Raw genomic sequence first — 24,548 nt, 5'->3', positions numbered from 1 at the left:
TCGGTTAGAATGCACACCCAAATTACCCCGATCCTTGAGGACCGCCATGTTCAGCCGTGATTTGACCATTGCCAAGTACGACGCCGAGCTCTTCGAAGCCATGCAGCAAGAAGCTCTGCGCCAGGAAGAGCATATCGAGCTGATCGCTTCGGAAAACTACACCAGCCCGGCAGTCATGGAAGCCCAGGGCTCGGTCCTGACCAACAAGTACGCCGAAGGCTACCCAGGCAAGCGCTACTACGGCGGTTGCGAGTACGTCGACGTCGTCGAGCAACTGGCCATCGACCGTGCCAAGGAGCTGTTCGGCGCCGACTACGCCAACGTACAGCCGCACGCTGGCTCCCAGGCCAACGCTGCCGTCTACCTGGCCCTGCTGTCTGCCGGTGACACCATCCTGGGCATGAGCCTGGCCCACGGTGGCCACCTGACCCACGGTGCTTCGGTAAGCTCCTCGGGCAAGCTGTACAACGCCATCCAGTACGGCATCGACGGCAATGGCCTGATCGACTACGACGAAGTCGAGCGCCTGGCTGTCGAGCACAAGCCCAAGATGATCGTTGCCGGCTTCTCGGCCTACTCGCAGGTTCTGGACTTCGCCCGCTTCCGCGCCATCGCCGACAAGGTCGGTGCCTACCTGTTCGTCGACATGGCCCACGTTGCCGGCCTGGTTGCCGCTGGCGTGTACCCGAACCCTGTTCCGTTCGCCGACGTGGTCACCACCACCACCCACAAGACCCTGCGCGGCCCGCGCGGCGGCCTGATCCTGGCCCGTGCCAACGCCGACATCGAGAAGAAGCTGAACTCCGCCGTCTTCCCGGGCGCCCAGGGCGGCCCGCTGGAGCACGTCATCGCGGCCAAGGCCATCTGCTTCAAGGAAGCCCTGCAGCCAGAGTTCAAGGCTTACCAGCAGCAAGTCGTGAAGAACGCCCAGGCCATGGCCAGCGTGTTCATCGAGCGCGGTTTCGACGTGGTTTCCGGTGGCACCCAGAACCACCTGTTCCTGCTGTCGCTGATCAAGCAGGAAATCTCCGGTAAGGATGCTGACGCCGCCCTGGGCAAAGCCTTCATCACCGTCAACAAGAACTCGGTACCGAACGACCCGCGTTCGCCGTTCGTCACTTCGGGCCTGCGTTTCGGCACCCCAGCCGTTACCACCCGTGGTTTCAAGGAAGCCGAGTGCAAGGAACTGGCAAGCTGGATCTGCGACATCCTGGCCGACCTGAACAACGAAGCGGTGATCGACGCCGTGCGTGAGAAGGTCAAGGCCATCTGCAAGAAGCTGCCGGTTTACGGCAACTGATTGGTGCTTGCCTGAAGTGAAAAAGCCCGGCCCAGTGCCGGGCTTTTTCGTGAACGGACCATGAAACACGTTCGCAGGCCTGATACACATCCTGTGGGAGCGGGCGTGCCCGCGAAGAAGGCTACGCGGTGGATGGCACCGGCTGCGCCGGTGTTCGCGGGCACGCCCGCTCCCACAGGGAATGATTTCGAGCAGCCACGTGCCATCACGTATTACCCTGTTTGACACCACCAACCACAGGCCACACCTTGACCAGAGAGCAACTCGAAACCCGGCAGATCCCCATCTACTTCGCCGCCGTACTGGCCGCTATCGTCTTCGGCCTGCTGGCCAGCGACACTGCGCGCCAGCTTGAAGCCCTGATCACCCCCGCCATCGCCGTGCTGATGTACGCGATGTTCCTGCAAATACCCTTCCTCGACCTGCGCCAGGGCCTGGGTAACCGCCGCTTCATCACGGCCCTGCTACTGGCCAATTTCATGCTCGTTCCGCTGCTTGTCTGGGCCATCACCCGTGGGCTGGTGGAACACCCGGCGATCCTCGTCGGGGCCTTGCTGGTGCTGCTCACGCCCTGCATCGACTACGTGGTGGTGTTCACCCACATTGGCAAAGGCGACTCACGCCTGACCCTGGCCGCAACCCCCGTGTTATTGCTGGCGCAACTGGTGCTGCTGCCGGTGTACCTGGCCCTGATGCTGGGTGGTGGCAGCCAGGTGGCAATCTCCATCACACCGTTCGTGGAAGCTTTCGTGCTGTTGATCGTGGTGCCGATGGCCCTCGCGGTACTCACCAGCGCCGGTGCCCGGCGCTCGCGCGCAGTCGCGACCTGGAACGACGCCTGGGCGTGGTTGCCGGTGCCGGCCATGGCCTTGGTGCTGATGGTGGTGATCGCTTCGCAGATTGTCGTGGTACTGCGTGATTTCGACCGTCTGCTGCCGGTGGTTCCGGTATACATCGGCTTCATGCTGCTGGCCCCGGTGCTCGGCTTCATCTGTGCGCGCCTGCTGCGCCTGCCGGCCAGTGAGGCACGCTCGGTGACGTTCAGTGCAGCCACGCGCAACTCGCTGGTGGTGCTGCCGCTGGCGCTGGCGTTGCCAGAAGAGATGCGCGGGTTGGCGGCGGCAGCCGTGATCACGCAAACCCTGGTAGAACTGGTGAGCGAACTGATCTATGTACGGGCGGTACCACGGTTTGTGCGTTGACCCGTGGTACTCGTCATAGAGAAAAGGACTATTCGGGGCACACAGCGAACACCTGCACCTCTACCAGGTAGCCAGCCCCCAGGGCGGAGCCCACACAGGCCCGCACCGGTTTTGCACAGCCTTGCAACCAGGCGTCGTACACTTCGTTGACCAGGTCGAAGTGGCGGTAGTCGGCCAGCCACATCTGAACCCGCGTCAGCTGCGCCTTGCCGACGTTGGCTTGCACCATCAGGCCGTCGATCACGCTCAGCGCCTGACGTAACTGCCCCTGCACATCCTGTTGCAGGTCGTCGGCCACGATGCCTGCCGTTTCGAACAGGCCCCTGTAACTGACCGCCAGTGACATCCGCGCGCTTGATCCGTAGCGAGTGATCATCGAGGTACCCTCCCCCTCAACCCATCTGGTTGAAGCAGACGACTTTGGGTTGGGTCATGTCCTCGTAGGCGAACCGCACTCCCTCACGCCCAAGACTCCCATACTTGGCCCCACCAAATGGCATGGCATCGAAGCGGTAGTCGGAAGAGTCGTTGATCATTACACCGCCGGCCTCGATACGCCGGGCCAGGCTCAACGCCAGCGACAGGTCGCGGGTGAACACACCGGCATGCAAGCTGTACTCCGGGGCATTGGCCAGCGCTATCGCCTGCTCGACAGTCTCGAAGGGCGCCAGCATCACCACCGGTGCAAAAACCTCCTCAAGCCACAGCCGGCTGACGTGGTCCACGCTTTCGAGCACTGTCGGCGCATAGATCGCCCCCTGACGCTGGTGGCCGCAGAGCAGGCGGGCACCGCCCTCAAGCGCCTGGTTGACGCGTTCTTCGATCTGTCGGGCAGCCGCTTCGGTGATCATCGGCCCCATATCCGTTTCGCGCCGGCCCGGATCGCCCCAGACCATCGCCTGGGTCAATGCCACGAAGCGTTCGCGGAACGCCTCATAGATCGAGGCATCTACGAGAATGCGCTGGGTGCCGATGCAGTTCTGCCCGGCCGCCCAGAACGCGCCCGACACACACGACTCGACCGTGGCCTCAAGGTCGCAGTCCTTGAGCACCAGCACCGGGGCATTGCCGCCAAGGTCCATGGCAAGTTTTTTCAAGCCAGCCCCGTGCGCAATCTTTTCGCCCGTAGCGAAACCGCCCGTAAAGGAAACCATGCGCACCTCACGCACAGCCACCAGCGCCTTGCCCAGTTCGGCTCCCCCTGTGGCTACAGTGACAACGGCCTCCGGCAACCCTGCATCCACCAGGTACTGCACCAGTTTCAGGGCAGAAAGAGGGGCCAGTTCCGAGGGTTTCAGAATGACCGCATTGCCCCCTGCAAGTGCTGGCCCCAGCTTGTGCGCCACCAGGTTGAGCGGGTCGTTGTACGGGGTAATGGCCAGGATCAACCCCAACGGCTCGCGGGTGAACCAGCCCTGACGCGATTCGGAGCCTTCATAGGCATCGAAAGGCACCACCTCACCGGCGTTACGCCGCGCCTCTTCTGCAGACAACTTGAGCGTGTTGATGCAGCGTTTGACCTCTTTTTCGGCCTGCCGCAGGGTCTTGCCCGCTTCATCGACGATCAGGCCGGCAAAGTCTGCCGCATCCCGTTCAATGAGTTGAGCGGCGTGTTCAAGAATGTGCGCCCGGCGGTGCCGGGGCAGCGCCGCGCTTTCACGCACACCCTGACGGGCACGGGCGAGCAAGGCAGGCACCGCTTCTGCGCCGAGGTTGTCGACGCTGCCAACCAGGCTGCCATCGAAGGGGTTGTACACATCGATCAAGGCGGGTTGCTGAACAAGCGCCCGGGATACGGAAGTCAGGCTCATGAACGTTGCTCCTCAGGCCGAATGGCCGGCCGCGTGAATGGCGACAATGTCCGACAGCAAGGCAAAAGCCGTTTCGATGCGCCCCGCCCCCGGGCCGGACACGGTTACAGCCCCCAGCAACTCGGTGTCGAACGCCAGCGCATTGGTGGCGCCTGAAATACCTGCCAAGGGGTGATGGCCAGGCAGCAGCTTCGCTTCGACGCTGGCTCGCACCGAGCCATCGGCTTCACGGCGGGCACTGCCGATCAGCTTCCAACGCTCGCCCGCCGCCTGTGCCCGCTCGATAGCCGCGCTGTCGATGGCACTGATACCGCTGCAGGCCACATCACCCACCTGCAGACAGGCGCCGAGCAACTCATTGGCGAGGATCACCACCTTCAGGCGTACGTCATGGCCTTCCACATCGGCGGTCGGGTCAGCCTCGGCAAAGCCAAGCGCTTGTGCCTGGGCCACCGCCTCGTTGAAGCCCAGCCCTTCCTCCATACGCGTGAGCACATAGTTAGAGGTACCGTTGAGAATGCCCTCGAAACCTACCAGGCCCGCGCCCGCCAGGGTTTGGCGCGCCATGCGCAGCACCGGTGTGCCGCTCATCACGGCGCCTTCGTATTCGAACGACACATCGTTGGCCTTGGCCAAGGCCTTGAGCGCCTGGGCATGCAAGGCAATCGGCCCCTTGTTGGTGGTGACCACATGCTTGCCCGCCTCCAGCGCCCAGCGGCAGAAGGTTGCCGCCGGCTCACCGTCCTTGGGGTTGGTGAATGTAGCCTCGGCGATGATGTCGGCGCCTGATTGCTTGATCACCGCCTCATTGAACGCCTCGGCCGAACCTTGAGGGATTTGCGCCAGCGCGCCCTTCTGGGCCGGCAGCGCGGCCAGCATGGCGGCATCCAGGCCGTCGCGGTCGATCACCGACCCCAGGAACAAGTCGGTGACACCAACGATTTTCAGGCCAAAGCCCAACTCTTGCTGCCAGCGCGCATTGCGTTCGGCGATCAGTTGGGCAAGAGCGCGGTTAACGCCACCAAAGCCAACGAGTGCAATTTTGTATTCGGTCATGGTTTGCTGTCCTGTCCAGGCAGTGGGTCGATGAGGACTAGCGTAAGAGCCGTGCACTGCCAGTTGAATATGGCAATCCGCTGTATTTATTGGCCAATCTGGCCAGTGCAAAGCGCGCGCCTGCGCCAGGGCAAAACGCACAACGCCGCCAGGGCGCGAACCCAGGCGGCGTTGTGCTAGCCAATGCAAAGACGCGGTTCAGACTACCGCGGCCAGGACGAACGAAGTCACCGTGTTCTCCACCCCGGGCATGGCAGCGATTTCCTTCCACACATGGTGCACCCGCTCCGGGCTGGAGGCCTCGACGCGCAACATCAGGTCGAACTCGCCGCTGAGCACTTCACACTGGATCACCTCGGGGATCTGGCGCAGCGCATCGAGTACCGCGTCACCGCGCATGCGGTCATAGCGGTAGACGAAGATCACCGCGTTGATCAACGACGCCGGCCGTCTGCCCTCACCGATGCGCAGGGTATAACCCTGAATGGCGCCGTCGCGCTCCAGGCGCTCGATGCGCTGGCGTACCGCATTGCGCGACAGGTTCACCTTCAACCCCAACTCGGCGTGGGCAATACGCGCATTGGCGGTGAGCTCGGCGAGAATGCGCTCGTCCAGGGGGTCGAGGATGCGCTTCATCGCCCAGCCTGCAACCGGGCCAACAAGGCATGAACACCGGCCAGGTCGTCAGGTGCCAACAGCGGCTCATCACCCGCTGTGCCGACCGCACCGGCGGGCACCTCACCGTGCCAGGCCCCCAGCTCCGCCAGCAGCCCGGCAGACTTTTCAGGGGCAAACTGCCCCAGCGTGACGATGGGCGCACCGATGTTGCGCCGGTGCAGGCGCCCGGCGAATACCCCTGTCGCGGCATGAGGGTCTACTGCGCTGCCCGTTTCGTGGAACAGCGTGACAATTTCTTCGCGAATCAGCACGTCGTCCACGGCATAGGAGTCGAACAGCATGCGCGCATGCAACCACTGGCGGTTGCCGATGCTCAGCTCGCCACACGCCTCGAAGTGCTCCATCAGTGCCCGGGTCGCCCCACCATCGCGGTCATACAGTTCCCAGACGAAGCGCTCCAGGTTGGAGAACAGCGAAAAGTCCATGACCGGTGACAAGGTCTGGCTGGTTGAGCCACGGCTGTAGCGGTTGCAGTGGATGAACCGGTGCAAGGCATCGTTGCGGTTGGTGGAGACGATGATCTGGTTGATCGGCAGGCCCATTTTCTGGGCAATGAACCCCGCGTAGATCTCGGCAAAACTGGCCGTGGGGATGCTGAACCCGACCGGGCGTATTCCGCCACCGAGCTGCAGCGCTGCATGGAAATAGAACACGATCTGCGCCAGCACACCGACCCAGTTGGTGGAGTTGAAGCTGACCGGAATCAGCCCGGGGCATGGCCAGTCACGCAGCAGCGCCGACACCAGCGACTGGCAATCGTCAAAGCTGCCATCCACGGCCACGCAGCTCACGCTGTCAGACGCGGCGCTGCGCATCACTGCCGCGCGGTCGGCGGGCGTGCCTGCGCTGGGGTATAGCGCCAGCAAGCCTGCTGCCGGGCAATGCCGCAACGCTTCGATAGCCGCTACTGCAGTATCGCCGTTGCTGGCACCGACCAGCATGACCCGCTCGCACTCCGCCCCCAGAAAGTGCCGGACAAAGCGCGCCTGCAACTGCGCGGCAAAGTCCTTGGAGGACCGGGTAGGCCCATGGAAAAGCTGCAGGATCCATTCGTTATGGCCAAGCTGCTGCAACGGCGCAATGCCGCGGTGGCGGAACCCGCGATAGCTGTCGCTGACCAGCGCCCTGAGGGTAGGCTCGTCGAGGGTATCGCCGACAAACGGTGCCATTACCCGCCAGGCCAGTTCGTCGAAGGGCAACCACGACCAGCTGGCAATTTCCTGTGGGCTGAACACCGGCACCGAGGTGGGCACATAAAGCCCACCATCATCGGCCAGGCCGGAAAGCAATGCCGTGCGGAAATCGACACGTATCTCGTTGCCGCGCGTGGATGTGTACTGCATCGGTGCTCCAGATAGCTACGTAAATTAACGATGCGCCATGGCCACCAGCCAATGGCTGAACGCCTGGGCATCGGGGGACAACGCTTCACCCAGGCCGCGTACCAGGAAAAACGACTCGCTTGCCTCGATACGCTGGGCAAAAGGAGCGACCAGCCGCCCCTCCTGCAGCAGGTCCTCTACCAGCGACGAGCGTGCCAGCGCCACGCCCAGCCCCAGCTCCGCCATGCGCAGGGTCGACACCAGCGTGTCGAACTGCAGGCCACTGGAAGAGTCGACCTGATCGGCGCCGACCCGCTCCAGCCAGTAGCCCCACCCCTCCTCGTAACCCAGCACATGCAGCAACGGCACACGGGCCAGGTCGCGCGGGTCGCGCAGCGGGCAGCTGGCCAGCAGCGCGGGGGCGCACACCGGCACCAGCACGTCGCGGGTCAGGCGCTGCGCCTCCACCCCGGCCCACTGCCCGCTGCCCCAGCGGATTTCCAGATCATCTTCGGCATCCAGCTCCTTGACCCACAGGTTGCTGATGTAGCGGATGTCCACCTGCGGGTGCGAACGCCGAAAGTCGGCCAGCCGGGGGGCCAGCCAGAAGTGCAAAAACGACAGGCTGCCCCGTACCTTCAGGGGCCGACGCTGGCGTTGCCCGAAGATTTCATTGGTGCCTACCGCAAGGCGGCTGATGGCGTCCTGCACCACCGGCAGGTAGGACTGCCCTTCTTCGGTCAGCCCCAGCCCGCGCGGCAGGCGCTTGAACAGCGCCACACCCAATTGGCTTTCCAGGTGACGAATCTGTTGGCTCACCGCCCCTTGGGTAAGGTGCAGCTCTTCTGCCGCATGGGTGAAGTTCAAGTAACGCGCCGACACTTCGAAGGCTCTCAGCCAGTTCAGGGGGGGCAGGGTTTTCTGAGTCATCGGCGGCTTCTCGTGGCTAGGTTCCGGTGGCCTAGTATCACCTGCTCAGGCGGCCTCGGAACCTGGGGCGACAATTTCCAGCGGGCCCGTACGGCGGCTGCGGTACTTGCACGTCAGCCAATAGGCCAGGTAACACCAGGCAATGAAGGGCAAGCCGAAGTACAGGGCAACCCGCTGAGCTGGGTCGAAGGCAATGCCGACGCAGGCCAGTACGCAGCAGAAAATGGCCCCCAGTGGTACGAACGGGTAGCCACGCACCCGGAACTTGAGGTCCTCGAGCTTGCCGCCGCTGGCGATGTAATGACGGCGGAATGCGATTTGGCTGGCCGCGATGCTGATCCACACCACCACCACGGCCAACCCTGAAATCGACACCAGCGCCAGGTAGATGGTGTCGGGGGCAAACACACTGCTCAACAGCGAAGCCATGCCGCCAGCCATGCTCAGCACGATCGCATTGAAGGGTGTGCCGCGGCGCGACAGCGTGGCGTAACGGCGGGGCATGTTGCCTTGGTCGCTGAGGGTCCAGAGCATGCGCGAAGCGGCGTAGAGGCCGGAGTTGGCAGCAGACAGCAGCGCGGTGATGATGACGAAGTTCATGATATCGGCCGCATACGGGATACCAATCATCGCAAAGACCATCACGAACGGGCTTTCAATAACCCCGGCCTGTTCACGCGGCAGCAAGGTGGCCAGCACAAAGATGGTGCCGATGAAGAACAGCGCCAGGCGCAGCACCGTGGTGCGAATGGCCTTGGGCACGTTCTTTTCCGGGTCTTTGGTTTCGCCGGCAGCGATGCCGATCAGCTCGGTACCCGAGAACGCGAAGGCCACTGCCAGCAGGGTCATGGCAATTGACCAGAAACCGGTGGGGAACAACCCTTCACGGGTGAAATTGCCCAGCCCTGCACTGTGCGCCTGCTGGATCTCGAAGCCACCCAGAATGGCCCCGCCGCCCACCACCAGAAAGGCGATGACGGCCAACACCTTGACCAGTGACAACCAGAATTCGGTTTCGGCGAACGATCGCACCGAAATGATATTGCTGATGAACACCGCGGCGCCGAACAGCGCACTCCACATCCATACCGGCGTGTCGGGGAACCAGCGCACCATCAGGATGCCCGCGGCGGTGAATTCGGAGCCGATGGCCACCGTCCAGGTCAGCCAGTACATCCAGGCCACCATGTAACCGGTGCCCGGGCCGAGGTAACGCGTGGCGTAACTGCTGAACGAGCCGACTTCCGGCATGTGTACCGCCAGCTCACCCAGGCACATCATGACCAGGTACACCATGATTGCGCCGAGTATGTAGGCGATGACCGCGCCCAACGGGCCAGCCTGGTTAACGGTGTAGCCCGACGTGAGAAACAGGCCGGTGCCTATCACACCGCCCAGTGCCAGCATGACGATGTGGCGGGTTTGCATATCCTGCTTGAAGGTATGCGCCGAGGCATTTCTAGTTGTGGTTGTCTGCACGGACATTGTGGGTTACTCATGAAAGTTGGCGGGCAAGGACGTAGCAACGACCTCGTCTTGGCAGAGCGAATCGAGTTGCCTTGCATATTGTTTTTGTTCGACTTCATGAAGTGGCACCCACCACACGGGTGGGTGCTACGCGCCAGCCTCAGGCCTGCACCGGGCTCTGGCAGGCGTCTGCGTCAGCGTGCAATTCCTTTGCGACGGCCAGTTCCTCACGCACCGATGCACAGGCCTGTGCCAGGTCCGCCAGCAGGTCATCGGTTTCCTCGATGCCCACTGAAATGCGCACCAGCCCTTCGGAAATGCCCAGCGCCAGGCGCTCTTCCAAAGTGTTCTCGACATGGCTGGTGGTGCGCGCCGGGCCATAGATGGTCTCTACCGCGCCGAGGTTGCCGGCCCGGTGGGCATACTTCAGCCGCGGCAGCAAACGGGCCACGGTCGGCATGCCGCCCTTCAGCACGAAGCTGACAATGGCGCCAAACCCGCGCATTTGCGCCTTGGCAATGGCATGCCCGGCATGCGCCGGCAATCCTGGGTAGTTCACCGCTTCAACCAGCGGCTCGGTGCTCAGGTAAAGGGCCAACGCCATGGCACTGGCTTGCTGCTGGCGCAGGCGCACTGCCAGGGTCTTGATACCGCGGATGATCAGGTAGGCCGAGAACGGGTCCAGCGCCGCACCGTTGATTTCCCGGTAGTGCCGCACCTGGGCCATCAACGCCTCCGCACCGCACACCACCCCACCCAGCACGTCACCATGCCCGGACAGAAACTTGGTTGCGCTGTGCACCACCACATCCACGCCCAGCGCCAGCGGGTTCTGGTTCAGTGGCGTGGCAAAGGTGTTGTCGGCCACCACCAGCGCCCCCACCTTGTGCGCAGCGGCGCTCAGCCGACGAATGTCCAGCACCTTCAGCGTCGGGTTGGTGGGGGTTTCCAGGTACAGCAGGTCGCAACCGGCGGCAATCTCGCGCTCCAGCGCTTCAGTGTCCAAGGTATCGCACAGGCACACTTGCACGCCCATGCGCGGCAGGAACTCTTCGAAGATCTTGTTGGTGCCGCCATAGCTGTCGCGGGTCGACACCACGCGTTTACCGTTGGACAGGAAGGTGTGCAGCACGGCACTGATGGCCGCCATGCCGCTGCTGAAGGCGACTGCCGACTCGGCTTGCTCCAGTTCGGCCAGTTTTGCTTCCAGCGTGGCGACCGTGGGGTTGCTCATGCGGCTGTAGATGAAGCCCGGCTGCTTGCCCTGCGCCACGTCGTACCAGGCATCGATATCGTTGTAGCCATAAGCGGCGCTGACCACGATCGGGGTCTGCGTGGCGTTGTACGGGTGCTGTACCTGCTCCCCGCTCCACACGACCCGCGTCCCCACACCGGCCGCAGCATTGCCCTCGAATTTTTCGTTGTTGTTCATATCCGGTTCCCGCCCAGCTGAGTTGTGTACACCGATGCAGCATCGGCCTTCAGCGGACTATAGGGAGATGACGGAGGCCTGAAAAACGATGGAATCCGGGTCTGACTGGCGTTTTTTTTAATGGCTGCGGGCCGGGCGCTGCAAAAGCCGCCCGGCCACGTGGGCGCTTAGGCCAGGTTGCGCTTCAGCTCGGCGATATGCTCCGGGCCGATGCCACAGCAACCGCCGACCATGCTGGCACCACGCGCACGCCAGTCCTTGGCCCATGCCAGATAACCCGGCGGATCGAGGTCTTCGCGCAGTTCGTCCAGGCCATCGTTGGCAGTGGCTTCTTTGGGCTGCGGCGGGAAGGCGTTGGCATAGGCACCAATGGCAATCTCGGCGTTGTGTCGCTCGATGACCGAGCGCGCGACATCAATGGCGGCGCCGATCACCTCAGGCTGGCTGCAGTTGAACAACACCGCAGCCACCCCCAGGCTGACTGCGGCTTCGATAGCTTCGGCCACCGGTTCACCGGAGCGCAGGCGCGGAACGTCGTCGACGTCCTCGTCCTGCAGGGTGAAGGACACCCAGAACGGCCTGCCGTCTGCCGGCAAATGGCTATGAATGGCCCGCACTTCGGCCACGGAACTCTGGGTTTCGGCCAGCCACAGGTCAACATGCGGGGCCAGGCCCTGGAGCAGCGGGGTCAGCACCTCTGCCACACGCTCGGGCTGGAACAGGTCGGGCCGGTAGGACCCGAACAGCGGCGGCAGCGAACCTGCCACCCTGACCGGGTGCGCGCCGCTATCTGCCGCGTGCCGCGCAAGCTGGCCTGCGATATGGGCCAGCTGTCGCCCTTCGGCGGCAAAGCGTTCTTCACCGATGTGGAACGGCACTACCGCATAGCTGTTGCTGGTGATGACCTGCGCACCCGCCTCGATGAAGGCTGCGTGCACACCCACGACCGCCTCCGGCGCCTCGCTCAGCGCCAGCGCCGACCACTCGGGCTGGCGAAACGGTGCGCCACTGCGCTGCAGCTCTCGGCCCATGCCGCCGTCCAGAATTACCATCGTTCGCTCTGCCATATAACTTCTCTGAAGGTTCTTATGAATAAAATTCATTATGGGGATTGGCGGTTATAACTATTAAATACCCTATCACCCATTTGCCCAACATATCAGGTATGTACATGCGATTTTCTTCTCTGCTGGGTGCGGGCCTTGTACTGCTCGCAACTGCCACCCAAGCCTTTGCTGGCGCCACGTTGGAGCGGGTTGAATCGCGCAAGGAAATGGTCAACGTGCTGATGGAAAGCTACCCGCCGTTTTCCTTCCTCAATGACCACAACCAGCTCGACGGTTACGATGTGGACGTGGCCAAGGCAGTGGCCGACAAACTCGGCGTCAAACTGCGCCTGGAAACACCGTCCTGGGACGTGATTGCCGCTGGCCGCTGGAGCGGGCGCTACGACATCTGCATTTGCTCGATGACCCCGAGCAAGGCGCGCGCCGAGGTGTTCGACTTCCCCGTGGAGTACTACGCATCGCCCGCCGTGATCGTGGTCAATGCCTCGGATGAGCGCATCCATGGCGCCAAAGACCTGGAAGGCCGCAAGGTGGGTTCGATCAGTGCATCGAGCTACGAAAGCTACCTGAACAAGAACCTGGTCATTGAAGGCAAGGAAGACCAGAAGATCGATTACCCGTTCGACTTCGTGCAGGCTGCGCCCTACGACACTGAAAACGTCGCCTTCCAGGACTTGGGCCTGGGCACTGGCGTGCGCCTGGACGCCATCATTACCAACCTGGTGACCGCGCAGCCGCGCCTGCAGCAGGATAAGCGCTTCAAGCTGGCCGGTGCGCCGCTGTATGAAGAGCCCAACGCGGTGGCCATCGAAAAAGGCGACCCCGAGTGGGATGCCAAGGTACGCCAGGTGTTCGCCGAGCTGAAGGCTGATGGCACCCTGGCCAAGCTGTCGCAGAAATGGATTGGCGCCGACATCAGCAAATGAGCACCTTCCCTCCCTCCCCCAAGCCCGTGGCAAAGCCTGCGGGCGCCGGCCTGTTCGGCTTTCGCACCCGGTTACTGCTGACCTGGCTGGCGCTGTTCGGGCTGTTTGTCGCCTTCTTCCTCAGCTTTGACCTGAAGTTCGCCATCATTCTGGAGAAGTTTCCCAACCTGGCCGGTTTCAAGCTGGGGCCCAATGGTTTTCTGCAAGGCGCCGCACTGACCCTGTTCCTGTGCCTGTGCTCGATGGTGGTATCCGTGCTGCTCGGCTTTGCCGCCGCGCTGGCACGGTTATCCAACAGCGCGGTGTTGGTGGGTGTAGCCAGCTTCTACACCTCGTTCTTCCGTGGCACGCCGCTGCTGATCCAGATTCTGCTGATCTACCTGGGGCTGCCGCAGGTGGGCCTGGTACCCGGCGCCATCAGCGCCGGCATCATTGCCTTGTCGCTGAACTACGGGGCCTACCTGAGCGAGATTTTCCGCGCCGGCATCCTCGGCGTGGCCCGTGGGCAACGTGAAGCAGCATTGGCGCTGGGCATGCGCACGCCGCAGATCTTCTGCCACATCATCCTGCCCCAGGCCATGCGGGTGATCATTCCGCCCACCGCCAACCAGTTCATCTCGATGCTCAAGGACTCGTCGCTGATTTCCGTGATGGGGGTTTGGGAGGTGATGTTTCTGGCGCAGTCGTATGGGCGTTCGAGCTATCGCTACCTGGAAATGCTGACCACCGCCGCCGTGATCTACTGGGTGCTGTCGATACTGCTGGAGCTGCTGCAGGCGCGCCTGGAGCGGCATTTTGGCAAGGCTTATCAGCGCTGAGGGCTGCACACGGCCCCTTGCAGAATCATCTATGCAGGCACGACGTGCAGGAGCGCCACCAGGGCGCTCCTGCATCGAACGCGTCAACTGAAGCCGCTTTGCCGCTCACAAAGCTTTCATCTCGGCAATATCCCGCGCCACCTGGTCTGCAGAGTGGTCGAACATCGCCTGTTCCTGCGCATCCAGCGGCAACTCGATAATCCGCGCAAGCCCCTTCTCTGCCAGTACGCAGGGCACACCCATGGCGATATCCGTTCGCCCATACTCGCCCTCAAGAATCGCCACCGCCGGCAAAATACGGTTCCGCCCATTGGCGATCGCATCGACCATCTGCGCAATGGCCACGCCCGGTGCATCGCAGGCGCTCCCCATCTTCTTCAACCCCAGAATCTCGCCGCCGCCCTTACGTGTGCGTTCGACAATCTGCTCGATCTGCTCATCGGACAAGAAGTGCGACAACGGCACCGAGCCAATCTGGCAGTAGCGCATCAGCGGCACCATGCTGTCGCCATGCCCGCCCAACACCAGCGCCGTGATATCCCGTGCAGAAAACCCAGTTTGCTCAGCGATAAAACACTTCATGCGCGCGGTATCCAGCACCCCCGCCTGCCCAAACACCTTGTCGCGCCCCTGCCCGCTGACGCTCCAGGCGCGGTAGGTGAGCACATCGACCGGGTTGGACACCACCAGCACCGTCGCTGTCGGCGCGTGGTGTTTGATGTCCGCCATGATGCTGTCGAGGATTGGCAGGTTGGTACTCAATACATCCTGGCGCGACTGGCCGGGCTTGCGCGGCACGCCCGCCGTGATCACCACCAGCTCGGACCCCTCCAGCATCTCGGCTTTGGCCCCGCCGTGAACATGGGTATCGGAACCTGAATCCACAGCCGCCTGCCAAACGTCCAGCGCCTTGCCCTGCGCCAGTTCACCCTGCACGTCCATCAACACCAGCTCACGGCACAACTCATCCCGGGCGATGATCTGCGCCGCCGCCTCGCCGACCAGGCCGGCACCCACAATCGTTAATTTGTTCACCAGACACCTCCCAGCGGCGCGCGCCACCAGGAACACGCCTGCGTATAGAGAGAAGTATTGCCTGCCGGGGCCAAATGGCCACCCAAGATGATGCGACGACCTTCACTTGACAGTGTTCCACGGCAGCGCAAATACTTTGGCCCGATTCATATAGATGACCATACAACAAGGTGAATCAATCAATGAACATGCTGTCCAAGCGCCCCGTCGCCACACCACCACCCACCGGCCTCAGCGCCACGCCTCCCTGCTGCCCATCTTCCGTTGCCAGGCGGCCGCCTGTGAGCGGCAGCTAGCGCAAAGCCGCGTTCCCTTCCTCGAAACCGTAGCAGCAGCCGCAATGGCAGCCACCTGGGTATGCCCCGTGGAAACGCCCGTCACGCCTTCAAACCCTGAGTGCAGCCGAGCGCCAGCCCAACCGAGACTCCTTGAATGACTCCCTTAGATATACAGCTATTACTGACGGCACTGGCCAGTGTTCTGGTGCTGGTGGCGCTCATCGTTTCGCGCCTGAAAATGCACCCGCTGCTGGCCTTGCTGGTGGTGTCCATTGGCGTTGGCTTTGCGACGCAAATGGCGCCAGGCAACATTGTCTCCCACCTGCTCACCGGCGCCGGCAAGACACTGGGCGCAGTGGGGGTGGTGATTGCGCTGGGTGCGATGCTCGGCAAGATCCTGGCTGACGCTGGCGTCACGGAACAGGTCGCGGATGTCATCCTCAAGCGCACCTCCGACCGCATGATCCCTTGGGCCATGATGCTGGTTGCCTTTGTCATTGGCATCCCCATGTTTTTCGAAGTCGGCCTGGTGATCATGCTGCCGCTGATATTCAGCGTGGCGCGCAAACTGGAAAGCAAGGCGCGCTTCAAAGGCTCGTCGTATGTGTATGTAGGTGTGCCGGTCATTTCGGCGCTTGCCGCCATGCACGGCATGGTACCGCCGCACCCAGGCCCCCTGACCGCCATCGCCGTGCTCAAGACCTCGGTTGGGCCCACCATGCTCTATGGCTTCGTTGCCGCCATTCCGGCAATGATCCTGGGCGGCCCGCTGTACGGCATGTTCATTTCACCGCGCATGAACACGCGGCCCGATCAGGCATTGCTGGACCAGTTCACACTGGCTGAAAAAGCCGATGGCCAACCCCGCCCCGGGGTAATGGTCGGCATGCTGGCCGCATTGCTGCCGGCCATCCTGATGCTGGTGCATGCCGTCGCCGAGATGCTGCTGCCCAAAGGCAATGCGCTGCTGGAGATGGCCAGTTTCCTGGGCAACCCGCTGATCGCCATGCTGCTGGGCGTGCTGTTCGCCGGCGCCAGCCTGGTGCTTGCGCGCGGCGGCGACGCCGAACAGCTGCGCGATGCGCTGGGCAAAAGCCTCAAGCCGATCGCCTCGATCATCATGATCATTGCCGGTGGCGGTGCCTTTCAGGAGATGCTGACCAGCGCCAAGGTAGGCGATGCCATTGTGCACCTGACCCAGCAGTCTGCCTTCCCTCCCCTGATCCTGGGGTGGCTGATCGCGATGTTGCTCTCGGTGTCTACCGGTTCCGCCACGGTCGGTATCGTAGGGGCTGCCGGCTTACTGGCGCCGCTGGCAGGTGCAGACCCCAGCCTCAACCTGCCTTTGCTGGCCCTGTCCATCGGCTGCGGTTCGCTGTTCTTCAACTATGCGAACCATGCAGGCTTCTGGATGGTGAAAGAATCCTTTGGCATGACCATGGGCGAAGCCACCAAGACCATTTCGGTGGTGCAGTCGATTGTGGCGGTGGTTGGGCTGATGGTGGTGTTGATGTTGAATGCGGCCATCACCATAGGTTGAACTCGAGTCAACGGGGGCTGCGCAGCAGCCCCAATCTGGCCCCACCCTCGGGCAACGATCTGGCCTAACGCTGCAGATCCTGCTCGCTTCGTTCCATTACCTTCCCACACTGCTCACTGGCCAACCGGCTGATGATCCGGATCGCCTGATGGATACCGGCCGTGTTGCGAAAGCTCAGCCGCGGGTTGTGTTCGCACTCGAGCATTTCGTCGTGCTGGACCAGGGCCTCGCCTAGCAGTTCGAGGGTCCAGGCGTAGCTTTGGATGGTGGAGAGGCGTTCTTGGTCAGACATGGCGGGCCTCCGGTTGGGTGGAGACGAAGCGGGGTTGGTTGGGGGTGAAATAGCTGAGGGCCGTTGCGGAACGGCGGAGGAGAACGGATGCGAGGATCCTGGATGGACTTGAGATGAGCATGCATGCGGTCCTTTTCGATTGAAGCACCACGCTGACCGTCGCCAAACGATTAGGGTGGCAGCTGTACGCAGGTTGGCGAACCGAGGAAAAGGAACTCGGCAGACCCGAAGGTCTCCCACGCACAGCCGCCATTACACGAAACTGCGGACGCAAAAAAAGCGCCTGCAATCGTGGTCGGGGGCGCCGATGCGCCTTTTCGTTCGGGTCGCCAAACCCGGTCGCGGAGTTGGCCGCGACTGGAGCACGGTAGCGTCGTGGGGGCTGTAATGCAAGGTTTGGGGGGATGTGAATGGACGCTGGGAGTTGTAGGAAAAGTCGGCTAAAACGGATTGGTATCAAGATCTAGTTGAAGGTTGGTAGCGGCGTAAATGTGGGGAGACAGGAGTCGAATCAGGCACCTGAAAGCTAAAAAAACCATCGAATCAGCTATTAGATCTTCTCGAACGTATACCTAAACCCAAAGATACGATCTGCGACATCTCACTCACAGTCTTTGCTACATAGGTGCGCTGACTAGCGCGACTCGTGGTGCCCCCCGCTAAGCCGGACGTCCTCCGTAGCGATGTCAGCCGTGCCGCTCAGCAGGGAGGCTTCAACAGCCGCTGGCGAATTGCCGGTAGCGTACGATGGTTGTTCTGCTCTGCATAGCTAAGTGCTTTGCCCATCTTTGGCTAGGTGGGGTTCATGGAGCGCTACAATAGTCTGGGTAAATCCTACAGCCGCTTCTCCATAACAATGGTGCGTTCCGCCCCATGAAACTCGTCGCGGATTTTTTGATAACCCAACGCCGTATAAAAACTTTCAGCTGTAATCGACGATGGCACACGTACAGCTCCAACGCCTGCGCTGGCAGCAGTTATATGAATGACATCCATCAAATGCCGCCCGATACCGCCTTTCTGGTGAGCAGGGTCAACGAAAACACTTCTGACCACATCACCGTCGAGACCGGCAGTGCCAACAATGTTTTCGCCCAGTAAGGCTACAAAGACCCTGCGCTTCGTAAGCTGTGTGGTGATGGCTTCAGGAGAAAAGCTCTGCTCAACCTGAGCGATCACATCAGGCGGATAGTCCTGTGAATTTGACTCACGCAGGGCGGCTATAATTACGCGGCTTATCGCTGCTGCATCTCTGCTCGTGGCGGGACGAACGTGACATTTCATGCTGATACCTCAATCCTATAGGATTCCAGCTTAGTGCATCACAATGTGCCTTCCCCGGACGCTTACAAACGGGCGGCTGCAGTCATGAGCCTAATCTGATCGGCTCGCATGAATGGGCATGATCCGTATGCCTACCTCAAAGAGGTGCTGACGCGGCTTCCGACGCAGCGGGCCAGTGTGATTGGGCAACTACTACCACATCAGTGGATGCCGGCCTGACTACCCCAGGGAAAGCTGTAAGCGCACTTAGGCTTCAGTGAGCCTTTTCCGAATAAAGCTCAAAGCATCCTTGAAAACCTGATGCCAATTTTCGGAGGGCTCGCTCATGAGAGGATGCCAAAAGAATCTGAATTCATGGCCTCCATCATCTTCTGCAAAATGCACCCAAGTATCAGGAAGGTCTTGGGCAACATGACATTCATGAAATGCCCATGTGTGTCCAGTTACGATGAAACGCCGCTCCCCCAAATGTCGCCCAACTGTCGACGGAATACCTGCTTCTTCTTTCAGCTCTCGAACCGCAGCCAGGTCGGTTGCCTCACCTGGCTCGACACTGCCTTTGACCAGCTGAAAGCCTGCTAATGGATGCTCGAACGCTAAAATTTCCAGCGCTTCTCGGCCTCGCAGAACTACAGGACAAGATTTTTCTGCTTCCATGCCGTCACACCTCCGATCCTTACACGTGAGTTGGGAAGCATAAGCGAAGCAAGCTGCCTGACCGATGAGCCCGCCTTCATCTTGACCTCACCCTTGACCCCACTCCGGGTTACCTTCATACCGCAGCCACCCCGCAACCCCCACTCCCCCATCTACCCGATCCTTAGGATGAACACGCCCTTCACTAACCGGCACATCTGCAAAATCAAACGGACTCATCCCCTCAATACACGCAACATTCACACCATACTGATCCGGCGCAGAACGCCGCTGGTGGAAGGTATAGATACCGCACCTTGAGCAGAAGTAATGCTTAGCTTCCCGTGTATGGAACTGATAAAGGGTCAGTGCCTCCTCCCCTTGCGTCACAGTGATATCGCCTAGATTGGCTGACACGGCCACGGCCCCGCGCATGCGGCAGAGCGAACAGTTGCACCTGCGCGCGGTACGCAGACCATCGGTCAAACGCAGTTCAAACCGTACAGTCCCGCAATGGCAGGCTGCTTGGTAAACAGGGCGATCATCCTTTTTTTCATCAGTCATAACGTTTCCCTGGCCTGAGTAGGCAACCTGGATATCCACGAGACAAAGGCCCAAATCTATGTACTTTAGCCTGACACTATGATTGCCTCCCGGGAAGTGGTGTAACTGAACCAGACTTAATGCCGCAACCAATGAGTTAGAGAAAAATGGTATGAGACTTTATTTGCATACCACATCAATCTCACTGTTCCTGACTGCTTTTCCGTGCCCGTGACGATGCCGGCCTCGACACTGCCTTCTTCGCTTTGGCTGCCGCAGGGCTTTTCCCTCGTTTAGGTCCGGTCACCACGCAGGAACTGGCCAGCGGCGCGCCCACCGCGATTGCCCCACCAGCCTTCAACTGGCCGACAGTGTTGCCGACGAGCGTTGCAGTGGGCTTATCTTTGGCAGTCATCACCATACCCATCCGCACGCCAAAGAGACGCAGCACGCCCTCCAAAGTGCTGAGCTTCGGATTCGACTTCCCGCTTTCCAGTTCGTACAGGCTTTTCGTGGACATCTTGCACATGGTCGCGAAGGTCTTTTGGTCAAGCCCGGTGACTTCGAGCCGTAGACGGCGGATGGATGCCCCAATTGGATCGAGCCCCGCCGCGTTGCGCTTGACGATATCCTCTACGAGCTGGGCGCGCTCTTCAGGCTGTAGTTTTTTCATCGCAGTCCCCACTCCACGAGTCGTTTATCCAGGTTATTTACAGGTAGAGAGGCTGCATTGCGCATCGATTCAGGCGCATCGGTCAGCAGATCGGCAACGCCCTGAATGCCTCAGCCGCATGCATCAACCGTTGCAGCAGAACCTCGGGATCAGTGTAACCAACAAGCTCAGCGCAGTTGTCGCGCCAATTGGAAGACCCCTTGCGCTCTGCCGCCCACTTCGTCGTCCATGTGATGCCCTCTTCATCCAGTATCATTGGCGCGAGGTCATAGATTGGCGCCAAACGAAACCTCCCACCCTCACGCATGATGGAGGTGTTGCGGCCGTGGTTATCGGTGTTCCCTAGAATGCGGTTCAGCAGATCGCGATGATGTAGTAGTCGTAGGCGACAAGGCAGCTTCCATCAGCAACACGCTCGGGGTTCTCAACCGAGAGTGTCGCTGCCTCGCGCCATGCACCATCGGAGAAGCCCGGATCGCGAGTCTGAGCGGCATCGCGACACCATTAATCAGCATTTGAATGCTGATTAAACTAGTGCGCACGGCAGGAACCGGCAATATTTTGCCGATTAAAAGCTTAAGCACGGGCAAAACCGGCACCACACTACCGATTATGCATTCACAGCGCGCCGGTGGGTTTAGAGGTCGTTGCTGCGCCTGGGAAGCAGGAGCTGCATGTGATTCGGCCTTTGGGTTATAGGACCATGTTTAATTGCGTTGGGTAGGTGGTGGATGGCACGGGCTTCGCCCGTGTTCGCGGGTAAACCCGCTCCTACAGGGGGGTGGAACGGCTAAGTCCGAGGTTTGCAGGCCTGATGAGAAAAGACAGGCATAAGAAGGCCCGCATTAGGCTGGCTTACATTGATGGCCCGATAGCAAAAATCACCATCGGCCAATTGTCTGGTGCGGAGACAGACGGACGGTTGTTGGGCGTCAGGGCCCGGTTTTCACGGGGCTGGAATTTGGTGGATTTATAGACGTACCTCATAGGGTATCTATAAACCAATCAGCTATTTATGGCTTTCAGTGGAATCGAATCGGGACTTGCGAAGGATCCAGTGAGAGCTACGACCGCCGTGGCATCAACGTTCACGCCTTGATGAATACATAGGTCACCCACATCCAAGCGAAGCCAAAGGCCGTCAGCCACGTGGATACCTGTAGAGCCAACTTAAGTTTTGCAGGGAAGTTTTCTAGTTCTTCGATGTCCAGATGCCCTCGGCGCATATGTACGCCAGGCCAAATGAGTATTCCACAAAGAAACGTTATCAGCAGCCACCGAGCGCCAAAGCGCCGCGTGCCCAAAAACAGTTTCATTTGCTCCAGGCCGGGATGACTTTGGATAGCCGAGGTTGCAACAGTGAAATTTCTTGTACCCGCGATGAATGCACTGACCGCACAACCGGCCAACGCGATCACGAACGGACACGCCAGCATTATCCACTTCAGCCACACGGGCCAACTCTCGAACTCAGTCATAATGTGATTCGTAGATCAGCTCGCCCATTTGCTCACCGCCCTCCGCACCTGCGATGCTCCCAGCAAAAGCCCCTCCCCCGACCAGCGCAATGCCACATACCGGCGCCCCGAAACCCGCGGTACCAGCAGAGAACACCCCACATACAGCGAGCGCAGTGATCCCAGCAATCTTGCCACCCACTATCCCTCCCGCCAGCCCCCCAGCGAAAGCACCTGCCTCAGACAAACGAATTTTTTTGCAGCCTTCGGTTTCCCCTGCACGGCAGGCCTCTTGGACTTTCAGATAGGAAGATGTACCACCTAAGCCAATTCCGACATGCCCACCATACCGAAGGTACTTACTAAGCTTCGCCACTTTGTCCAAGTACGTGGCGTACCCAGGAATCTGCCCTGGCCCGCCGGCTTTCGACCAATGATGCACAAGGCTCTTGGTCGAGATATTCAAGCTTTTTTTCAGCCGCTCGTAGGCCCCTAGATTCAGATGTTTATTTAGAAAAGTCGCCTTCAGCTGACCATCTAGCTGCTCCAATAACAGCCGTCGTTCGGCGAAGAACGATGGACTATTCAGATGGCCATGGCGCAGAAATTCTTGCTGATGCAAACGCTCGATGTTGCCAAGTGTGCTGCGAAGCTGCCGGAGGCCGTGGTCCATCATGTCCTTACCCACACCCATGGAGAGACTGGCGTCACTAAGCAGTCCGGCAATTTCAGCCTGATACTCCATCATGAAATCTGACTCGGCAAAATCGAGTACAGCCAAGGAACGTCGCGCGCGCTCGGCGGCCGCCATGAGTTGGGCCTCCTCCTGGGTGCAGGCATAACCGTTATCCGGATCGCCGATGACGAAGATTTCCCCTGCCTTGAACCCCTGCTCGAAAGTCGGGTTCAGGCGTTGCAGGTACGAAATGGGCAAGGTCGAATCATGGCTAGTCAGCTCCAACAGAATCTGCGGGAACGACATGCTCCGCGGCACCACATAGAATCCCGGCTGCATCTGCCCTGGCAACCCGCCAACCATAGCGGGCGAAGCCCCTGCCAAAGCGCTAGAGCTCCCAGAGCCAGCGGGTTTGAGGCTAGTGCGTACGGCAACCGGCAGCCGCGGCGGGGGCATTTCCCCTAAAGGCGCCACCACCCGGTTGCTACCCTTTGGGCAACCGCAATCAACTAACGCGCCATCCATCGCGACTGGCTGGCCATCCGAGATGAAGTGCCACACCCCTTCGACGACCTTTCCTTCCAGCCCGCAAAGTGGACAAGGTGTGGTGGGATCCCCCATCCTCAGGACCATTCGTCCCTCGTCGAGGTAACCTTCCCCGGTGGCGATGCAAATCGCACCTGTGGTGGTCACATCACCGTCTACTGCTTGGCCAAGCCCATCCAGACTGACGCGCATTTCAGAGTCCCTTGCGAACTGTAGGAGCGAAAGAACCTAACAGCTAAGAAGGGGCAAATGAGGCCTCGAGCAGCTAACGAGACGATTCCTACGAGCAACGCGGATTTAGGACTAGGCACGACTTAGCGGTTTGAGAACGGGACAACGGGAACAAAAAAGCCCGCACAAGGCGGGCTTCTATTGGTACCTGGTAGCGAGAAATCGCCATAGGCCAACTGATTCTGGTGCGGAGACAGGAATCGAATGATGACGGCTTTCCCCATATTTTATCGGATGGAACCATCATCACCCTCCAAGCGTATCCCTAAACGTATCCCTAAAAAGAAAAATACCCCTGGCTATTCGTTGGCCGGATACGTGATCGTGGCCAACAGCCCACAGATCAAACGATGGTCCTGCACATGAAATACGGAGGGGTCTTCGTCGTCCTGGCGGCCGAGGAAGAAAACGTAGGGCCGATCTTTGCTACCGCTTTTCTTGGCGTCGATACCCTCTTGTCGAACGACGTCCAGCTCGGTAGTGACTGTAGTCCGCTTTGCCTTGGACCAATCCGCCCAAGACACCTTAACCCTGTAGGGGCGCACGTATTTGTTATCCGCCTTCCCCCACTCCCCCGCAGAGAGAGTGATCAGAAGGTTGTCCTCGTTAGCATCAGCCCGACCCCAACTTAGCTCTCCATAGAAGATTCTCAGTGAAGGCATCACTTCAATTCCGTTCCCTCGGAGCTTTTTGAATACCTGTTGGTAAGTCGACACATCCACCCCCGGCACCTCCAGAGAAAGCGCTCGGTCGTATGGAAAATTGATGAAAGCTCGGCAGATGCGCCTGATGCTTTGTGCGGACCTCCGTCCTTGGGGCCGGGCCTCTCCGTTTCCTGAAGAGCCAGACCGTGTGGTTCGGGTTGCCCCTGATGGCGAAGGATGAGCTGTGGGATCAACAACGGACCGCTCATTCCTGAGAAGCAGGCGCGCGGGCGATAAGCCAGGACTTGTCAGTAGCTCGTAGCGAACGGAGCCTCTCTTTCCACTCGCTACAGTTTTTTCCTCACCTACGATATCGCAGCCCTGCAAATGCTGCTGGCCGCGGGGTGTTCGAAAATGTGGTCGCTGCAAATTCGACTTCAGGTAAGACGCTGGGTACACCGTCAGTTCACACCCACGGCAGATGTAGCCATTCTTATCGACCTCTGCTAGAAGCCACAGATCTTCAGCATCTACAGGCTCGAATGTCACCCTATCCCGAGCAGACTCCATTACCTCTCCTTGCCATCATTTTTAGATCAAAGCCTCCACGCATTCCGAGACGCCTGTGGTAGCTGGACGAAAATGAACATACCTGGCCAGCTACGTCCATGTCCAAAATGATGCACAGTTCACTCCAGTTCACC

General features: G+C 60.4%; 24 protein-coding genes and 1 pseudogene. 6 read left to right on the top strand and 19 right to left on the bottom strand.

The window, feature by feature from the left end:
* Positions 1-46 precede the first annotated feature (46 nt).
* Positions 47-1,300 carry a serine hydroxymethyltransferase gene (glyA, locus tag QYE47_RS08500; protein ID WP_014589625.1) on the top strand — a complete coding sequence of 418 codons (1,254 nt, stop codon included), beginning with the start codon at positions 47-49 and terminating at the stop codon, positions 1,298-1,300.
* A 248-nt stretch (positions 1,301-1,548) separates the two neighbouring features.
* Positions 1,549-2,502, top strand: coding sequence for a bile acid:sodium symporter (locus QYE47_RS08495; RefSeq protein ID WP_070383433.1), 954 nt, complete (start codon positions 1,549-1,551; stop codon positions 2,500-2,502).
* Positions 2,503-2,530: 28 nt separating this feature from the next.
* On the opposite strand, the gene QYE47_RS08490 is transcribed toward QYE47_RS08495, so the two are convergent.
* From QYE47_RS08490 to QYE47_RS08450, 9 genes are all read right to left on the bottom strand, one after another.
* Positions 2,531-2,878 carry a RidA family protein gene (locus QYE47_RS08490; RefSeq protein WP_070383432.1) on the bottom strand — a complete coding sequence of 116 codons (348 nt, stop codon included), beginning with the start codon at positions 2,876-2,878 and terminating at the stop codon, positions 2,531-2,533.
* Between the two features lie 16 nt (positions 2,879-2,894).
* Complete coding sequence (locus tag QYE47_RS08485) at positions 2,895-4,313, bottom strand: aldehyde dehydrogenase family protein (protein WP_019437933.1); 1,419 nt, start codon at positions 4,311-4,313, stop codon at positions 2,895-2,897.
* Positions 4,314-4,325: 12 nt separating this feature from the next.
* On the bottom strand, positions 4,326-5,369 hold the full coding sequence (locus QYE47_RS08480) for a homoserine dehydrogenase (RefSeq protein ID WP_014589621.1): 1,044 nt from the start codon (positions 5,367-5,369) through the stop codon (positions 4,326-4,328).
* 198 nt (positions 5,370-5,567) lie between these two features.
* Complete coding sequence (locus tag QYE47_RS08475; RefSeq protein WP_014589620.1) at positions 5,568-6,005, bottom strand: Lrp/AsnC family transcriptional regulator; 438 nt, start codon at positions 6,003-6,005, stop codon at positions 5,568-5,570.
* Complete coding sequence (locus QYE47_RS08470; protein ID WP_014589619.1) at positions 6,002-7,390, bottom strand: threonine synthase; 1,389 nt, start codon at positions 7,388-7,390, stop codon at positions 6,002-6,004. The genes QYE47_RS08475 and QYE47_RS08470 overlap by 4 nt, the downstream gene beginning before the upstream one ends.
* A 24-nt stretch (positions 7,391-7,414) precedes the next feature.
* A complete protein-coding gene (locus tag QYE47_RS08465) occupies positions 7,415-8,299 on the bottom strand; it encodes a LysR substrate-binding domain-containing protein (RefSeq protein WP_014589618.1) in 885 nt (294 codons plus the stop codon).
* Positions 8,300-8,344: 45 nt separating this feature from the next.
* Complete coding sequence (locus QYE47_RS08460) at positions 8,345-9,784, bottom strand: amino acid permease (protein ID WP_014755278.1); 1,440 nt, start codon at positions 9,782-9,784, stop codon at positions 8,345-8,347.
* 142 nt (positions 9,785-9,926) lie between these two features.
* On the bottom strand, positions 9,927-11,198 hold the full coding sequence (locus QYE47_RS08455) for a cystathionine gamma-synthase family protein (protein ID WP_019437931.1): 1,272 nt from the start codon (positions 11,196-11,198) through the stop codon (positions 9,927-9,929).
* A 167-nt stretch (positions 11,199-11,365) separates the two neighbouring features.
* A complete protein-coding gene (locus QYE47_RS08450; RefSeq protein WP_020191671.1) occupies positions 11,366-12,250 on the bottom strand; it encodes a homocysteine S-methyltransferase family protein in 885 nt (294 codons plus the stop codon).
* 119 nt (positions 12,251-12,369) lie between these two features.
* On the opposite strand from QYE47_RS08450, the gene QYE47_RS08445 reads away from it, so the two are divergent.
* Positions 12,370-13,191 (top strand): ABC transporter substrate-binding protein, encoded by an 822-nt coding sequence (locus QYE47_RS08445; RefSeq protein ID WP_003247511.1) that lies wholly within the window; start codon positions 12,370-12,372, stop codon positions 13,189-13,191.
* Positions 13,188-14,009 (top strand): amino acid ABC transporter permease, encoded by an 822-nt coding sequence (locus tag QYE47_RS08440; protein WP_003247513.1) that lies wholly within the window; start codon positions 13,188-13,190, stop codon positions 14,007-14,009. The genes QYE47_RS08445 and QYE47_RS08440 overlap by 4 nt, the downstream gene beginning before the upstream one ends.
* Before the next feature lie 105 nt (positions 14,010-14,114).
* Here QYE47_RS08440 and QYE47_RS08435 read toward each other — a convergent pair whose 3' ends face one another.
* A complete protein-coding gene (locus tag QYE47_RS08435) occupies positions 14,115-15,044 on the bottom strand; it encodes a malate dehydrogenase (RefSeq protein ID WP_070383430.1) in 930 nt (309 codons plus the stop codon).
* 432 nt (positions 15,045-15,476) lie between these two features.
* On the opposite strand from QYE47_RS08435, the gene QYE47_RS08430 reads away from it, so the two are divergent.
* Positions 15,477-16,862: a GntP family permease gene (locus tag QYE47_RS08430; RefSeq protein WP_070383429.1), complete on the top strand. Its 1,386-nt coding sequence runs from the start codon at positions 15,477-15,479 to the stop codon at positions 16,860-16,862.
* A 64-nt stretch (positions 16,863-16,926) separates the two neighbouring features.
* On the opposite strand, the gene QYE47_RS08425 is transcribed toward QYE47_RS08430, so the two are convergent.
* Together QYE47_RS08425 and QYE47_RS08420 are read right to left on the bottom strand one after the other, a co-directional pair.
* The gene (locus QYE47_RS08425; protein WP_014755271.1) at positions 16,927-17,154 is read right to left on the bottom strand and encodes a hypothetical protein; all 228 of its coding nucleotides are present in this window, start codon (positions 17,152-17,154) and stop codon (positions 16,927-16,929) included.
* 834 nt (positions 17,155-17,988) lie between these two features.
* Entirely contained in the window at positions 17,989-18,438 is a 450-nt protein-coding gene (locus QYE47_RS08420) for a GNAT family N-acetyltransferase (RefSeq protein WP_081343571.1), read from the bottom strand.
* A gap of 60 nt (positions 18,439-18,498) precedes the next feature.
* On the opposite strand from QYE47_RS08420, the pseudogene QYE47_RS08415 reads away from it, so the two are divergent.
* Positions 18,499-18,657 (top strand): annotated as a pseudogene (locus QYE47_RS08415) (transposase domain-containing protein); the annotation flags it as partial.
* Between the two features lie 27 nt (positions 18,658-18,684).
* Here the strand turns inward: QYE47_RS08415 and QYE47_RS08410 are convergent.
* The 7 genes from QYE47_RS08410 to QYE47_RS08380 form a co-directional block, all read right to left on the bottom strand.
* Positions 18,685-19,095 carry an NUDIX domain-containing protein gene (locus tag QYE47_RS08410; protein WP_081343570.1) on the bottom strand — a complete coding sequence of 137 codons (411 nt, stop codon included), beginning with the start codon at positions 19,093-19,095 and terminating at the stop codon, positions 18,685-18,687.
* Positions 19,096-19,182: 87 nt separating this feature from the next.
* Positions 19,183-19,638 (bottom strand): GFA family protein, encoded by a 456-nt coding sequence (locus QYE47_RS08405; RefSeq protein WP_010951906.1) that lies wholly within the window; start codon positions 19,636-19,638, stop codon positions 19,183-19,185.
* A gap of 181 nt (positions 19,639-19,819) precedes the next feature.
* Entirely contained in the window at positions 19,820-20,290 is a 471-nt protein-coding gene (locus tag QYE47_RS08400; RefSeq protein ID WP_070383427.1) for a helix-turn-helix domain-containing protein, read from the bottom strand.
* An 82-nt stretch (positions 20,291-20,372) separates the two neighbouring features.
* Positions 20,373-20,639, bottom strand: coding sequence for a HipA domain-containing protein (locus tag QYE47_RS08395; protein WP_237141849.1), 267 nt, complete (start codon positions 20,637-20,639; stop codon positions 20,373-20,375).
* Between the two features lie 739 nt (positions 20,640-21,378).
* Entirely contained in the window at positions 21,379-21,768 is a 390-nt protein-coding gene (locus QYE47_RS08390) for a hypothetical protein (RefSeq protein ID WP_021784184.1), read from the bottom strand.
* The gene (locus QYE47_RS08385; RefSeq protein ID WP_070383425.1) at positions 21,761-23,161 is read right to left on the bottom strand and encodes a PAAR domain-containing protein; all 1,401 of its coding nucleotides are present in this window, start codon (positions 23,159-23,161) and stop codon (positions 21,761-21,763) included. Before QYE47_RS08385 ends, QYE47_RS08390 begins: the two co-directional genes overlap by 8 nt.
* Positions 23,162-23,499: 338 nt before the next feature.
* A complete protein-coding gene (locus QYE47_RS08380; RefSeq protein ID WP_081343569.1) occupies positions 23,500-23,922 on the bottom strand; it encodes a hypothetical protein in 423 nt (140 codons plus the stop codon).
* Between the last annotated feature and the right edge of the window lie 626 nt (positions 23,923-24,548).

The sequence above is a fragment of the Pseudomonas sp. 2,4-D genome, assembly GCF_030418155.1.
GTDB classification, from domain to species: domain Bacteria; phylum Pseudomonadota; class Gammaproteobacteria; order Pseudomonadales; family Pseudomonadaceae; genus Aquipseudomonas; species Aquipseudomonas alloputida.
Note: the sequence above shows the minus strand (reverse complement) of the source record. Positions and strands in the feature narration are given on the sequence as shown.

Coding starts and splice junctions, on each gene's coding strand:
- glyA (WP_014589625.1), top strand. CDS start 47: ATGTTCAGCCGTGATTTGACCATTGCCAAGTACGACGCCGAGCTCTTC.
- QYE47_RS08490 (WP_070383432.1), bottom strand. CDS start 2,878: ATGATCACTCGCTACGGATCAAGCGCGCGGATGTCACTGGCGGTCAGT.
- QYE47_RS08485 (WP_019437933.1), bottom strand. CDS start 4,313: ATGAGCCTGACTTCCGTATCCCGGGCGCTTGTTCAGCAACCCGCCTTG.
- QYE47_RS08480 (WP_014589621.1), bottom strand. CDS start 5,369: ATGACCGAATACAAAATTGCACTCGTTGGCTTTGGTGGCGTTAACCGC.
- QYE47_RS08475 (WP_014589620.1), bottom strand. CDS start 6,005: ATGAAGCGCATCCTCGACCCCCTGGACGAGCGCATTCTCGCCGAGCTC.
- QYE47_RS08470 (WP_014589619.1), bottom strand. CDS start 7,390: ATGCAGTACACATCCACGCGCGGCAACGAGATACGTGTCGATTTCCGC.
- QYE47_RS08465 (WP_014589618.1), bottom strand. CDS start 8,299: ATGACTCAGAAAACCCTGCCCCCCCTGAACTGGCTGAGAGCCTTCGAA.
- QYE47_RS08460 (WP_014755278.1), bottom strand. CDS start 9,784: ATGTCCGTGCAGACAACCACAACTAGAAATGCCTCGGCGCATACCTTC.
- QYE47_RS08455 (WP_019437931.1), bottom strand. CDS start 11,198: ATGAACAACAACGAAAAATTCGAGGGCAATGCTGCGGCCGGTGTGGGG.
- QYE47_RS08450 (WP_020191671.1), bottom strand. CDS start 12,250: ATGGTAATTCTGGACGGCGGCATGGGCCGAGAGCTGCAGCGCAGTGGC.
- QYE47_RS08445 (WP_003247511.1), top strand. CDS start 12,370: ATGCGATTTTCTTCTCTGCTGGGTGCGGGCCTTGTACTGCTCGCAACT.
- QYE47_RS08440 (WP_003247513.1), top strand. CDS start 13,188: ATGAGCACCTTCCCTCCCTCCCCCAAGCCCGTGGCAAAGCCTGCGGGC.
- QYE47_RS08430 (WP_070383429.1), top strand. CDS start 15,477: ATGACTCCCTTAGATATACAGCTATTACTGACGGCACTGGCCAGTGTT.
- QYE47_RS08425 (WP_014755271.1), bottom strand. CDS start 17,154: ATGTCTGACCAAGAACGCCTCTCCACCATCCAAAGCTACGCCTGGACC.
- QYE47_RS08420 (WP_081343571.1), bottom strand. CDS start 18,438: ATGAAATGTCACGTTCGTCCCGCCACGAGCAGAGATGCAGCAGCGATA.
- QYE47_RS08410 (WP_081343570.1), bottom strand. CDS start 19,095: ATGGAAGCAGAAAAATCTTGTCCTGTAGTTCTGCGAGGCCGAGAAGCG.
- QYE47_RS08405 (WP_010951906.1), bottom strand. CDS start 19,638: ATGACTGATGAAAAAAAGGATGATCGCCCTGTTTACCAAGCAGCCTGC.
- QYE47_RS08400 (WP_070383427.1), bottom strand. CDS start 20,290: ATGAAAAAACTACAGCCTGAAGAGCGCGCCCAGCTCGTAGAGGATATC.
- QYE47_RS08390 (WP_021784184.1), bottom strand. CDS start 21,768: ATGACTGAGTTCGAGAGTTGGCCCGTGTGGCTGAAGTGGATAATGCTG.
- QYE47_RS08385 (WP_070383425.1), bottom strand. CDS start 23,161: ATGCGCGTCAGTCTGGATGGGCTTGGCCAAGCAGTAGACGGTGATGTG.